Here is a 13,232-nt window from a genome sequence, read left to right as displayed (position 1 = left end):
CTGGACCCCCGATCACCCGAGTCGATAAAGCTCAAGGAAATATCCAGGTACTACATGCGAGGATGGTCTATCGGGGTGATCGCTGACCTGCTAGGCAGAGCTGATACATATGAATTCAATCGTCTGCTGCATGAACACACGAGTTATTCGCAGGTAGGGGTTTTCCCAGACTTCGGCCAATCCAGCTATACCAGATGCAATTATCAGGATTCCGAAACGAGATTTGAAACCGAAAGTCAACGAGTTGGAATTTGCATTGACTGTGTAAAAGAGGACATTGAGTCGCTTGGTTTCCCTTACTGGAGACGTGACCACAGATATGTGGAGGTATGTGCGAAGCACAATACAATCCTGCTTAGACAATGCCCTATATGTAGGCACGATATCCGATATCATCGCCAAGGATATGGTCATGATCTACTTTGGGTCGGGTGTAAAGGGAGCTATGTCCATCAGTGCGAACCCACGAAAAATCCACACGAATATAAACTGACATTCGCAAGAATTTTCGCGGAAATCGGAGAATCAAAATTCGCCGTTGATTTGGAGTCTGTTATAGAACATCTTGCGGGTCAGGCAAATAAAATGGCACTGGAGGGAAGTATTAGTGAGGAGGAGTTAATGGCGATAAATTGGAGGCTTAAAAACTCTAAAGGAATTACCGACACATGGTTGAAATATCGCCCTGACGATAGGTATTCTCATAATATTATTGAAGTTATAGCAATGTTGTATGGCAGCTTTGCTGCTTTACTAGACAGTCTGCGTCAAACAGATAAGCTGGTTCGCAACATAGATGACCTGATGCGTGTTGAGTACCAAGACAGGTATTAGGATTAATTGTCCTCCTTGTCGCCGAAATAGTCGCTGAACGCATTCCCCAAATCATCATTTGTTGGTTTTCCTAAAGGCGGTCGCTTAGGGCGCTTCGGGTTTTGAGCCTTCATGTCGGTATCCAGCTTCAAGCTTTTATGAGCTTCACGTTCTTCAGCCGTCAGCGCACCTTTGAAAGCAGCTTGAGCGACACGATGGTCGCGCTCCTTCCTAACGAACTGCACCACATTCGAGCGTATGGGAGAGCCAAATGGGCAATTGAGGTCATCACGTTTGGAGTTCTTTTGAATAGCAATCCGCTCCAGTTCCTCAACGTCCACCCGGTACGAATAATATGAGCTTGAGACATAAGCCCTTTGCACATCCTCAATTTCAACCCATGCGCGATTTGAGGAACGAGCCTGGATATATGCCTGTACCATTAGGTGAATGGCTGCACGCTTTAGCCCATAGCTCCCGCGGTAGATTTCGTAAGAAAAATCTTTGGGATTGGCCCGAATTCGACCATCACTCACGGTAATACATTCGTCTATGAATTCAGCCCAGATTTTTGACTCTAGGGCGTCTGGCCACATGATTCTCGGCTCTGCGACTAGGCGTTGGGTGTCTTCCTGATTACGTTTAAGCAGCTTATGTCCCAAACTGAAATTAGATACGTACACCATGGGTAAGCCAAGGCCGGACATAGTAAGCAGTATGTCGGTTGTAAGGGTTGCCCCTTTCCCAGGTGTTAAATGCTGCATTTCCTCAAGGATTGCCAGCGAGATACCGCGTTGATGTGCTTGCTGCTGCGCTCTTAATCTGAGGATTGCAGTGTTCTCTCGTGTAGTCGCTTCAATGCCAAGAAAATCCGTGAGCAGCTGCTTACCAGAAGCTTTACCTTTAGCGCTGGCGTACCAGTAAGATTCGGCTGTTTGAGGTTCCATGTAATGATTTAGCTTGAACTCAGTAGGGCCGGGCATAGCGCGAAGTAGCGCTTCGATGGTTGCCGATTTACCCACACCCGCCAAGCCAGTAAGGCAGATTGGGAAAGTTTCGGCTGTTATAGGGTAGTACATGCCTTTGACAAACGTTTGTTCTGTTTCGGAACGTATTGCCGAATGGACTACTGCTTTCCCCACTAGCTCTGCAATAAGCTCTAAACTGAATTGATTTGGCAGGTAAATTTGTCTTAGTGACATATCAAGGATGTGTGCGGCTAACATAGGTGGTAGTCGATCTATGTCGCCGACGGGTTTTGGTCGGACTGTTACCTTTTTCCGTATGTGCTCGATGTCAATCAAACCATCGAATCTGGTTCGCAGTCTTTCAATCATGGCTTATTACCTACCAGTCGTCTTTGATCATCTAAGTCTCGCTGTGTTTCAAGACTCTTAGCCGGACGTCCTGACTTTCTCACTCCAGCGTGCCAAGGCTTGCCCGTCTCATTTTCAAACTCTTGATAGTGATGCTGATCAATGGCAATTTTTTCTTTTCTGCGTTTTGCTTGAGCCCGGAGACGTGATTCGTTGATGTACTGAAGGTCTTCGAGCGAAATGTCCGTGCTGCCACGTCTTGTGCTTGCGGTGAAAACGCAGTTGAGTTCGTAAAGCCTTCCCTCAACCTCTATCCATATGTGTCGAACGCACATTGTCATGGTATATGCTGTTGCGTGAATCACGCGACCACCAGCAACTCGGTCAAATATACCTGTATCGGTCAATTCTTTTGAGTTGTACTTTCTCCCGAATAAATAGACACCTTTTTCCCTGATCACCGCAGGCATAGGCGTCAAAAATTCCCTTACAGCTTCTTCTGGCGACATCTTGATGCCATGATTGCGGCCAAGTGCATCGTGATAGTTCCATACGTTCAGAGGGGTCGGCGAAAAGCCTTCCAGCCACATTTCCTCATCCATACGGTCGCTAGCGTCGGATGTTTCATTGTCCTTGATAACCCGACGTATCTCTCGACGTGACATTTCAACAAGATTGAGGCCGCTATGAACATGTGCCGGCTGATCTTTGAACTTTTTATCTCTAGGATGAGAGGATTCAACTGTGGCTTTAGATTGCCCAGAATGTGTAGGGGTAATTTCCAAGCGGCCTAACCATTCTTTTGCACCAGAGACATCTATATGCACTCCTGGACCTCTATCGAATATCATCTGGCTTGAGAGTCCTTCGCAGGGCCACTCCTCAGGTTTGATATTCATACCAAATAGCTTGCAGTATTTAACTTTGCCGATTGCAATGCAAAATAGGGCCATCCGGTACGCCTCCAAACTTTCCCTGCCTCTGGCAAAGCCTATACCTACAACGGCTCCTGAAAGTGCACACACTGCTCTCACCACACAAAATGAATCCAGTGGCGATCCTTCGATGAACCCAGATAATTTTTCCTCTGGATAATAACCATCAAATTCTAATCGCTGATTGAGGTTACCTATCATCTGCGCAAAGCTCCCAATGTCGCCGAATTTTGCACGCGCAGCGCTTGGCCCTTTCATCGCTTGGGCAAGGGCAGAGGGGTTTGTTAGCCGTTGTACCCAATTCCAGAACTGATTGAAGCTTGGATAAGGCTCACCGTCGGGATGGTAGAACTCTTTCCCCGCTGAGCCCTGGCGAGTACGGCAACCAAATGTCTTTCGCAGTGAATCCCCGTAGATGTCGTCCTTGGTCTTGTCTACCCGTGAGTGCTTCGAGAAGGCAGTTAGGATTTTCTCCTTCATGTCAGGAGTTATGGGATACCCATGATTCTGGCCTTGGCCGGATGGGCGACCCAGTTTCTTATCGGTTTTCTCACTTCTGTCCCACTTTCCACATGCGTCCAAGCGGGGCATCAATGCCCATTTTGTTTGCCCAAATACGAGATAAGTGAAGAACCATAGCCGGATACGTGCGGGGTGCTGCCTCGGCCTTGAAGTCCTAGCGTGAGCATTAATAACTGCCTCCGGGTCGTCCGAGGCCAGTATCTCTGCTCTCTTGGGAATAAGTTCTACGATCCTCAGTAGGCGGCCGTCAACTATCTCCTCGTACGACCGTTTCGAGCTAACGCGGCGGCTTTCGCGCCATTTGGTTTCGATGCCTGCTGCCGCTGTCAGCCATGGCGGATAATCATGGCTACCTGTCTCTACGATCTCACCAGCCTCCAGCGCTGCTTCGAAGCGCAGCCGGGTCATCGTGTGCAGCTTCGCAGATGACCCTTTTTCATCGAATTCGACCAAGCGGACACGGTTACACCCGCCATCACTGATGAGAAAGTGGTATTCCTTTCCTTTGACGAGCTCACCGCAGCCTTGTGGTGCAATCAGTCGAGATCCCGCCATCATAGAGCGGCTTCCGAGAAAAAATGGCGATAGTGCTCAATCACTTCGCACCGGGCCTGCCCAAGTGGTTGGTCGATCTGTATGTATTGAAATAAGTCTACTGGTAGCGATCTAGTCCAAATATCTTGATATATGCGGGCGATGAACTGGTCGCGATGCCCCCACTTGTTGCCATAGGTGATGGCCGCCAGTGCCGGAGGGCGGCCAATATTAAAATCTTCTTGTAATTGGTGGCTGAAGTCCTCCAGTAAATTTTGGTCAAGGCTGAGAGGACGGTCATGTAAACCAAAAATCTGATCTAGATTGGCTACAACAATGGGGTCAATATCGTCGAGCGAGAGATTTACTGTTCTGATACCGGCGCTTGCATAATAAGTTTCTTCTAGGTGAAGGCGTAACTCTGCGCGTTCACGATCTTTTCTTCGAGCTTCTAATGATTTAACCGCTGAACGCCGTTTCTCCATAAAATCAAACTTAGAAAGTTTGATGTTCCAGTTTAGAGCATAGGGCGCCGTGCCCGGCTCGCGGAGGTAGATCAGTAGGTCACCCAGGTATGGGTAGGCGGACCACTGGCGTTCGCCGTACGGCGTTTCTATCACCACCTTAGCATGGTCCATCCCTATATCTTTTGCTGCGGCGAGAGTTCCGACTAGAGGACTGAGACTCAAGCCAAGGGCGAAAGGGTGGCCATGCAGGGGATGTACATGCGGCACCGGGTGCAGCATTTTTTGCTCATGAATTTCAAACACTGCTGGATTGAACAACGCCAGTTGTGTGAACACTCGTTCAGGAATGGATAGCAGGTGAAGTGTGCGGCCGAGCTTTCGGCTGTTAAGGCGGCAGATCCTCGAAGTCTTCGGGGCTTCACCTGGTACAGCACAAATGGCGGGAACGTAATCGTCCCCCCACCGGAAATTGCCCTGGCGGTCTCTAATCCGCTTCAGCGTTTTTTCAGAAATCATTATTGTCCTTACCCATACCACTTGTTCTGCCAGCGGTGGCCAAGTGGAGTACATGCGTACGAAAGGCGTACGCACACGACCTGGTGCTGTTGAGGCACCCGGATTTACGTTTCAAGGGACGAAGGGGGACCGCAGGACTTGACGCCCCGCGCATGCAGATAGACAATGGCTGTGTCAGGGCACTAATCTTGACACAGGGGCTTGGGGTAAAACTCAGGCCTTTGTCTATTCTGGCTCCCCGAAAAGCTAACCAGAATTCTTCATACCGCTTACCTCTTTATATTCTAATAACTTGGCTATTTTAATTGGCAGCGAACTTTTTGCTCTTGGCGCAGAGCGATTTGGAGACTTAGCATACGCCGCTATGTATGCTTTTTTAGATCGGTTCGCAGTTAAGCCTATAGCGATTACTGCGCATGGTAACGCTATGAAAGCTGTGTTGACAACCTTAAAAGCTTTTTGCACAGCGCACACAAGATTCCGGTCCCTTCCCTAGCTGCTTGATATAGCGTAAGTTTGTACGGTTAATGTGTGCAAAAGGTTTCAATTGCTCTTCGTTGGATAACGTAAAAGTTATCCACATTGCTAAGGCGTAGCTGAATATCTACGCTGTCTGATAGTCCCAAACAAACTATCCACATCTTCCATCCGGCTACAATAAGTTATCCACAGCACGTTTGCGTGCCCGAGAAACCTCTCGCATGGAGAGGTGCCCATGGCTACCTCTTGTTTTGGACTTTCCCTCGCTTGGCTACCGGGAGAGACGTTCTTCAGTCTTTGCAGTCGTCTGCATTTCCTGTCTGGTCACCTCCGCCCAGCTGCGACTACCGAGCAGCTGTTCAGCCTCTCAGAACGGTGCATCAAGCACGATGTGCCTTGTGGTTTGGATGCTTTCGAGCGGAACACCTCGGGCCTTTGGGGAGAAGCCATCTCCATCATCGAACAGCGCACCATTTTCCCGTTCTTCTCCCCTTTTCAGTCAGATAGCTCAGTCGCCGCCGCCCTTGTTCAAATCAGAGGCCCATCGCTTGGACCGCTGAAGTACCAACTCGGCCTCGTTTGTGGAGGATTCGGTGCTGATCATCCTTTGCGAGCATGCCGGTCCTGCATGGCTCGGGATCTGGACTCGTGTGGGGTCTCATATTGGCATCTGTCCCATCAGTACCCAGGCGTGGTGGTATGCCCTGAGCACAGTGAAGTGCTTTGCGAATGCAGCCAAAATCGCCGTTGGTGTGGGCGCTTCACTTGGACGATGCCCTGCGCTGGCACATTACGCGATTCGGATTATGGCGCGATCACCTCCCTGGAACGGGAGCGCCTCGCTCAACTGGCCTCGGTGTGCCGCGAGTTGGGGTCTCTAGGCTTGGCCAAGCACTTTGATCCAGTAGTGGTCGCCCAGCTCTACCGCAAGTGGCTACCAACAGAAAGCGCGGCACAGAGCCTGTTGACGCATATCAGCCCTTTGCGAAGGTTTCGTCCATATGGTGGGCTACCATCCACTGAGACCGCCGCCACCAGCTTCATCAGTCAAATGGTGCGGTCACCACGGCGGCACATTCATCCACTCAAACACCTGATGATGATTACTTGGCTATTCGGCGAGGTTTCGTCCTTTGCGGTATGCCACGATGTCGCTTGTGCTCAGCGGAAAGCACTTTCGGCACTGCCGGCGTCACCCCCAGTACCTGACGTTTCAGTATCACCGGCAAACAGAAAGGGCCACCCTCGGCCGAAGCGGCTCAAGCCTGAATTCAGGGCACATTTACTGAGCCGACTTGCTGAAGGAACGGCAAAGAATGAAATTTGCCGGGAGTTTCAACTCACCATATCCACGGTGAACAAGCTGCTCCGCGCGGAGCGTGGCGTTCAAGCGTCATGGGAGGCTCGACGAATGGCTCTCGATCAGGCTGATCATCGCTTACGATGGGCTGAGCTTCAGTCGCGGTTTCCATCGCATTCTCTCACTGAGCTTCGCCGCGAATGCCAATCGCTTTACACCTGGCTGCATCGTCACGACAGAGAGTGGTTGTATGCGCAGGCTAGTCAAGTGCCCAAACCTGCTAGAAACCCTAATCCGCGAGTCGATTGGGAAAGTAGGGACGATGGACTGCAACGTGAGTTGGAAGCTGAGATTATTCGGCGATTCGGATCGGATCAGAACCTGTGTCTCAAGCAGTCGCAGATCTTCTCCCTGCTCCCACGCCTTGCACAGCGTCTGGAACGTCGAGATCGATATCCGCGAACTCGGGCCTACATGAAGCTGCTGTTCAAATGATAGGGCCGTACTGATCGCCCAGGTGGGCATCATGACCCACATGCAGAGAGCGACCGATGTGCTGCCGGAGTTGCTCGGATGTTTGAGAGTGAAGTAATGATCTTTAGCGATCCTGCGAGCCGAGGTGGGATTAACTCACTTTCGAAGCGGCTGAACACTACAATGAGAGAGAAACGGATTAAATCTGGCATCCAGAGCATTGGGAGGTCAGTCCAATGAGTTCTTCAATCTTGAGACCTCAAACAGGAGCCGCAACTCAACCACCGACGTTCCAGTTGACCCAGGCTGAGACGGGAAGCTTGAGTCATCTGGACATCCTGCGCCTCGTCCAAGCTGGTTTTGCCCTCAGTGATGTTCAGGCTATGGTCCGCTCATCAAGCCTATTCAAATCTTACAAGCTCCTGGAGCGAATCATGGGGAAGTCCGCTCGGACCATCCAACGGCTCAGTAACCCCCAGAACGAAATCCGATTGAATCCCCAGCAGAGCGCTGTAGCGCTCCAATACGCCCAGGGACTTGAGCTTGCAGTGATGGTCTTCGGCTCTCAAACGCTCGCCGAGAATTGGCTGGGACGGTCGTGTAAGCACCTGTCAGGGATTGTTCCTTTCGAGATGCTCAATACCTCGGTGGGTTTCAAGGTTGTGGTGGACTACCTAGAGCGCGCTCGCTTGGGTGTTTACCAATAGCGATGTGCCCCTCCACGCGATACGGTCACTCGGGGCTGCTTTCATACGCTCGCTGGCGTGAGGAGATAGGAGATGAAAGTTATCGGTAAGGTCGAAGTTGATGGTGTCGAAGACGTTGTTTGCGATGTCTGTCGGCTCACCACCAAGGTACACAACGGTGGGCTTCAATTTGCAACGTTGCAGGCACATTGGGGCTATGGAACGAAGCATGACGGTGAACGGTACGAGATACACCTGTGTGAAGGCTGTTTTTTCCAAGCTGTTGCCGGCCTTAAGGAAGAGCGGCGTACTCAAGGGCTTTTCGACGATGATGGCGGAATGCCGGATGACGATTTCGGTTTGATTACGAAGGATGATTTCTTCAAGGACAGAGATTGATACAGCGTGGCCACAACGGCCGTTTCCGCAGAAGAAAATAGCAGTTCAAGTCGATTACAGATTCTTGTGGGTAATTACACTGACTTGACCAGCACGCTTCGTAGTTTTGACTGTCAGAGAACGACCCAGGCTGTGTGAAAACGCATGCCCCGTTTTGATGCCTGCGTTGCTACGATCATGGTTACGAAGCGTGCTGGTCAAGTCCAATGCAATCGTGGGTCAGGTCGAATGCAAATGACTGGTCATGCAGGCTTTATCAAGCAGGGCTTTCCCAAGCTGCGAAGCCGAAATCTTTGAGTCTCCGCGCCCGTGTTCAGCCCGACTCCAAACCATCTGCCATTCTCAGGCGATGATGTAGCAACGGCCAGTTCACTGGCCGTTGGCATTTCTGGCTTCAAGAAATTGATGCCATTTTCGCGTTACTGTCCTGATTCCGCTTGCATTGCGTAGCGCGTTCCCAACCTCCCCCGACCGTCGTGAAAATCGCTGCCACACAAAGCGGTTTGAGTAAATGTCAGATATAATATTCAATATCTGACATTTCCCTTAAGTGACTTTGCCGATGCCATCTCTACCAGCAGCGATTCTGGAAAAAAGCCTGACCGTTCCAAAAGGCCACGTTCTAAGCCCAAAGGAGTTTCTGCATCTGGGTAGCCGTGCCGCTGTGGATCAAGCTTTTTCGCGATTAGCCAAAGCTGGAAGTCTCCTGCGCGTCGCTCGTGGTATCTACGTTGCTTGCGCACAGGGGGAAGCCGGAACGCCCGTTGTCAGGACAGAGGTCATAGCACTTTCGATTGCAGCCAAGGGAAAGGCAGCAATCACCAGCAGTGGCGCTGAGGCTGCAAAATCATTTGGGCTTATCGCGCAAACGCCGGATGAGGTGGTGTTCCTAACCTCGGGTCGCAGTAAGCAGCTGACAGTCGGTGCGACAAAAGCCTCACTGCAACATGCGCCTTACTGGATGGTGGCTCTGGGGAATTCTTTGGCTGGCGATGCGATTCGAGCACTGGCCTGGATGGGAGCAGAGTGCGCCGAAGGTGCGGCATCCCAGCTTCACAACCAACTTTCAGCCTCTCAATGGGAAGCTCTTTCGTCTGTTCGGGCTAGTCTACCCAGCTGGATGGCCGCTGCTATCGGTAAAGCCGGCTTCTACGGTGGATTAAGCAAAGGAAGCGGCGCTACTGACCAACGGCCGTGAAATTAATGGCGCACTGAAAGGTATCAGCAGGTCTTAGCGATTAAACTAACGGGATGAAAAAGGTAGAAAAACATGGCTAGCGGCGAGCACTTGAAGGCGTTATTGCGATCACACATTAAAGGTGATGACAGTCATTTCCTTGCCGTTGCCATGCAAATGGCTGCACACGAGGCCAAGCAAGGGCATGGAAAGCTTGCTGAGGATTTGCGCACGCTGATCGATTCTGCGCAGTCCAAGCGCAAGCAAATGCCCTCCGCCCAACCTGTTCCCATCGGCCAGCCGCGAGGCGAGCTGAGCAATCTGTTGTCTGTTGCCCTTCCACAGACTCGCTTCTCTGAGATGATCCTGGACGATGCCACTCATGGCCGGCTTGCTCGCATCATCAATGAGCAGCGCAACTTCGAAAAAATACGTGCACACGGTCTGTCTCCTCGCCGCAAATTGCTTTTGGTCGGCCCGCCGGGCACGGGCAAAACAATGACGGCATCGGCTCTCGCCGGCGAATTGGGAATTCCGCTGTACATCGTTCGCCTCGATAGCCTGATCACCAAGTTCATGGGTGAGACAGCGGCCAAGCTTCGGCAAGTGTTCGACGCCATCCGAGATACTCGTGGGATCTACTTTTTCGACGAGTTTGACGCCATCGGATCGCAGCGTGGGCTGGCCAATGATGTTGGCGAAATCCGTCGAGTGCTCAACAGCTTCTTGCAGATGATTGAGCAGGATCAGTCAAACAGCCTGATCATTGCCGCCACGAACCATCCGGAAATTCTCGACTACGCCTTGTTCCGGCGCTTTGATGATGTTATCGAGTATGGGTTGCCCAACCAGGAGCAAATTCACGCAGTGTTGAAAAATCGGCTCGTGAACTTTTCGAAGTCGATTAAATGCTGGGACGACCTCATGGAGGCCGCCCAAGGCCTCAGCTACGCTGAACTGGTGCGAGCGGCAGATGACTCGATTAAAGATGCGATCATTCATGATCGCGGCGATGTAGACGCTAGGGACGTGGCAAAGCATCTCGCAGAACGTAAGGCTTTCCACGGAAGACAACGACAATAAGCCAGTAGAGCTTTTCGATGACGGAACCGAACGCAGGGCAGCGACGACACTTTCACTTACAGCGTACAGGGCGGCCGGAACGGTATCAGTCAACCGCCTCCCCGACCCGTGAGCCCGTCTACCCCCGACGTGATCGTGTAGGCCATGGGGAAAGGTTGCTCAGACAGCTGGAGCACTTCGGAACACGGATGGCACAAGCCGTCCAACTGCAACGCTCCGAAGGCCAGCAAGATGGCTTTGGCTTGCAGCTTGAGTTTGTAAGTGAACCAGGCTTTGAACTGGCATTCGAGGGATTGGCCAGAGGCCAGCAGCAAATCGAGTTGTTGAATCTGCGATACGACGGAGCCACCCAAACACATTTCGCGACCGTCTTCGTTCCTGATGGAAAGCTGAGCGCATTCGAAGCCTTGGTAACTCAGTACCTGCGCGCCACAACCAGCAAAGGCATTCCGCGCAATACCCCTCTTTTGAATCCTATTCTTGAAATCCGGACTGCAACATTCAGTGCACTTTGGACTGACAGTTCAGACGCTCTACCAAGCTCTCCCGATGAGCCGATCTGGTGGGAGTTTTGGTTGCCCGCTCGCGATAACCAGGCCGCTGTTCTTCAGCGATTCCGCACGATTGCGGAGGTGCTTGAGTTCCAGATTTCAAGTGAAGCGCTGATCTTCCCGGAGCGGACGGTCGTCAACGTCTATGGCACACAAGAGGCCATTAGCGCATCGATGGCATTGCTCAATGAGGTCGCTGAAATTCGACGGGCCAAGGAAACGGCAGAGTTCTTCGATGCATTGAGTCCAGGCGAACAGCGTGAATGGATTGATGAACTGCTAGGGCGCACCTCAGGTGGCGACGACGACAGCGTCCGTATCTGCCTGATTGATACCGGCGTTAACCCCGGCCACCCGCTATTGAGCAACTATATCGGGATGGCAGATCTGCACACGGTCGATGCCGACTGGGGGGTTCAGGATGATGTTGGCCATGGTACCGGTCTCGCCGGCGTTGCTCTCTACGGTGACCTAGTCGACCCGCTATCGGCGCATGGGCCGGTATCCATTTCCCATCGTATCGAGTCCGTGAAGCTGTTACCTGCCGCCCGTGGCGACCAACGTGAGTCTTACGGTGCGTTGACCATGAATGCAGTGGCACGACCCGAGATTACTCAACCCGACAAGCAGCGCGTGTTCAGCATGGCCATCACCAGCCTTGATGATCGTGACCGAGGCCGCCCTTCAGCCTGGTCGTCTGCTGTGGATCTACTGACCTCCGATGCGCTGGGTGGACGATCCCAACCACGTTTGATGATCGTCTCCGCCGGCAATGCCAACACCGAACATTACGTCCGTTACCCCTTCAGCAACCAAACCGACGGCATTCATGACCCTGGCCAATCATGGAACGCCATATGCGTGGGTGCGTACACCCAGAAGGTCACGCTGGATCCGGTGGTCGCAGGAGAATCAGTCCTTGCGGCCAATGGTAGCCTTAGCCCCTACAGCACCACGTCCTGTACCTGGACGAGAACCCCTTGGCCTCTGAAACCGGATGTCGTGTTCGAAGGCGGCAATCTGGTGTGCGATGCTTATGGCATTTTCAGCCATACCTCTCTTTCGCTCCTGACAACGTCACATCTCCCAGAGAGCCGCCTGTTCTCAACCACTTGGGCCACCAGCGCTGCTTCCGCGCTGGCCTCGCGCATGGCTGCGCAAATTGCTTCCGCTTATCCTGAGCTTTGGCCAGAGACCGTTCGTGCTTTGGTTGTGCACTCCGCCGAGTGGACGGAGCGAATGAAAGCCGAGTTTCTGGAAGGCGAAGCGAAGTCAGACTACGAAAAACTGGTTCGTACCTGTGGTTTTGGCGTCCCGGATATCGGTCGAGCATTGTGGAGTGCGTCCAATTCGTTGACTTTGGTGGTGGAAGACTCACTACGGCCTTTCACGCGACAGGGCTCTAAACCGGCAACGGCTCGTGACATGCACCTTCACCTACTTCCTTGGCCTCAGCAGGAGCTACTCCACTTGGGCAACGAGGAGGTCGAGATGCGGGTAACCCTGTCCTACTTTGTGGAACCCAATCCGGGTGTTGCACAGCGCGGTCTTAAAGGGCGCTATCGATACGAATCTCATGGATTGCGCTTTGAGGTCAGTCGATCTGGCGAGGATGCGACACTGTTCCGTCAGCGCATCAACAAACGCGCCCGGGAAGAAGATGATGACGCCCCATACCTGAGCAGTGCTTCAGATTCTCGGTGGCTGGTGGGTACACGGGGTCGCCATAAGGGGTCGTTACACTCTGACATCTGGCGAGGGCCTGCCTCCGATTTGGCAGGATTGGGGATGATCGGCATTTATCCTGCGCCGGGATGGTGGAAGACATTGGTTAAGCAGCAACGCTACAACGACGACGTGAGGTACAGCCTAGTCGTATCGATCAAGACACAGCAGACGGAAGTCGACCTGTACAACGCTGTGGGTGTTGCGATTACCAACGCTACGGCGATCGTTATCTGAGGAAGACGGCGCCATAT

10 protein-coding genes are annotated in these 13,232 nt (G+C 52.2%); 7 read left to right on the top strand and 3 right to left on the bottom strand.

The features are described 5' to 3' along the window. Positions 1-75: 75 nt before the first annotated feature. On the top strand, positions 76-834 hold the full coding sequence (locus ND528_RS07820) for a hypothetical protein (protein ID WP_263470037.1): 759 nt from the start codon (positions 76-78) through the stop codon (positions 832-834). Positions 835-836: 2 nt separating this feature from the next. Here ND528_RS07820 and ND528_RS07815 read toward each other — a convergent pair whose 3' ends face one another. Genes ND528_RS07815 through ND528_RS07805 form a run of 3 tightly spaced genes read right to left on the bottom strand, consistent with a single transcriptional unit; the run spans position 837 to position 5,103 of the window. Further along, positions 837-2,150: an ATP-binding protein gene (locus tag ND528_RS07815; RefSeq protein WP_263470036.1), complete on the bottom strand. Its 1,314-nt coding sequence runs from the start codon at positions 2,148-2,150 to the stop codon at positions 837-839. After that, entirely contained in the window at positions 2,147-4,144 is a 1,998-nt protein-coding gene (locus ND528_RS07810) for a transposase (protein WP_263470035.1), read from the bottom strand. Before ND528_RS07810 ends, ND528_RS07815 begins: the two co-directional genes overlap by 4 nt. Continuing rightward, a complete protein-coding gene (locus ND528_RS07805; RefSeq protein WP_103451444.1) occupies positions 4,141-5,103 on the bottom strand; it encodes a PDDEXK family nuclease in 963 nt (320 codons plus the stop codon). Before ND528_RS07805 ends, ND528_RS07810 begins: the two co-directional genes overlap by 4 nt. Before the next feature lie 715 nt (positions 5,104-5,818). On the opposite strand from ND528_RS07805, the gene ND528_RS07800 reads away from it, so the two are divergent. The 6 genes from ND528_RS07800 to ND528_RS07775 all read left to right on the top strand — a co-directional run bounded on the left by ND528_RS07800 (position 5,819) and on the right by ND528_RS07775 (position 13,215). Next, the gene (locus tag ND528_RS07800; protein ID WP_103451445.1) at positions 5,819-7,378 is read left to right on the top strand and encodes a TnsD family Tn7-like transposition protein; all 1,560 of its coding nucleotides are present in this window, start codon (positions 5,819-5,821) and stop codon (positions 7,376-7,378) included. 215 nt (positions 7,379-7,593) lie between these two features. After that, the gene (locus ND528_RS07795; RefSeq protein ID WP_263470034.1) at positions 7,594-8,064 is read left to right on the top strand and encodes an antitoxin Xre/MbcA/ParS toxin-binding domain-containing protein; all 471 of its coding nucleotides are present in this window, start codon (positions 7,594-7,596) and stop codon (positions 8,062-8,064) included. A 72-nt stretch (positions 8,065-8,136) separates the two neighbouring features. Further along, complete coding sequence (locus ND528_RS07790; RefSeq protein WP_103451447.1) at positions 8,137-8,442, top strand: hypothetical protein; 306 nt, start codon at positions 8,137-8,139, stop codon at positions 8,440-8,442. Between the two features lie 562 nt (positions 8,443-9,004). Beyond that, positions 9,005-9,640 (top strand): DUF6088 family protein, encoded by a 636-nt coding sequence (locus ND528_RS07785; protein WP_103451448.1) that lies wholly within the window; start codon positions 9,005-9,007, stop codon positions 9,638-9,640. A 72-nt stretch (positions 9,641-9,712) separates the two neighbouring features. After that, on the top strand, positions 9,713-10,702 hold the full coding sequence (locus tag ND528_RS07780; RefSeq protein WP_103451449.1) for an AAA family ATPase: 990 nt from the start codon (positions 9,713-9,715) through the stop codon (positions 10,700-10,702). A 188-nt stretch (positions 10,703-10,890) separates the two neighbouring features. Beyond that, positions 10,891-13,215 carry a S8 family peptidase gene (locus tag ND528_RS07775; RefSeq protein ID WP_263470033.1) on the top strand — a complete coding sequence of 775 codons (2,325 nt, stop codon included), beginning with the start codon at positions 10,891-10,893 and terminating at the stop codon, positions 13,213-13,215. Positions 13,216-13,232: the final 17 nt, after the last annotated feature.

This window comes from Pseudomonas mercuritolerans (assembly GCF_025706525.1).
GTDB classification, from domain to species: domain Bacteria; phylum Pseudomonadota; class Gammaproteobacteria; order Pseudomonadales; family Pseudomonadaceae; genus Aquipseudomonas; species Aquipseudomonas mercuritolerans.
Note: the sequence above shows the minus strand (reverse complement) of the source record. Positions and strands in the feature narration are given on the sequence as shown.

Excerpts from the sequence above, each read along its gene's own strand:
- ND528_RS07815 (WP_263470036.1), bottom strand. The coding sequence starts at position 2,150 with ATGATTGAAAGACTGCGAACCAGATTCGATGGTTTGATTGACATCGAG.
- ND528_RS07810 (WP_263470035.1), bottom strand. The coding sequence starts at position 4,144 with ATGATGGCGGGATCTCGACTGATTGCACCACAAGGCTGCGGTGAGCTC.
- ND528_RS07805 (WP_103451444.1), bottom strand. The coding sequence starts at position 5,103 with ATGATTTCTGAAAAAACGCTGAAGCGGATTAGAGACCGCCAGGGCAAT.
- ND528_RS07800 (WP_103451445.1), top strand. The coding sequence starts at position 5,819 with ATGGCTACCTCTTGTTTTGGACTTTCCCTCGCTTGGCTACCGGGAGAG.
- ND528_RS07795 (WP_263470034.1), top strand. The coding sequence starts at position 7,594 with ATGAGTTCTTCAATCTTGAGACCTCAAACAGGAGCCGCAACTCAACCA.
- ND528_RS07790 (WP_103451447.1), top strand. The coding sequence starts at position 8,137 with ATGAAAGTTATCGGTAAGGTCGAAGTTGATGGTGTCGAAGACGTTGTT.
- ND528_RS07785 (WP_103451448.1), top strand. The coding sequence starts at position 9,005 with ATGCCATCTCTACCAGCAGCGATTCTGGAAAAAAGCCTGACCGTTCCA.
- ND528_RS07780 (WP_103451449.1), top strand. The coding sequence starts at position 9,713 with ATGGCTAGCGGCGAGCACTTGAAGGCGTTATTGCGATCACACATTAAA.
- ND528_RS07775 (WP_263470033.1), top strand. The coding sequence starts at position 10,891 with ATGGCACAAGCCGTCCAACTGCAACGCTCCGAAGGCCAGCAAGATGGC.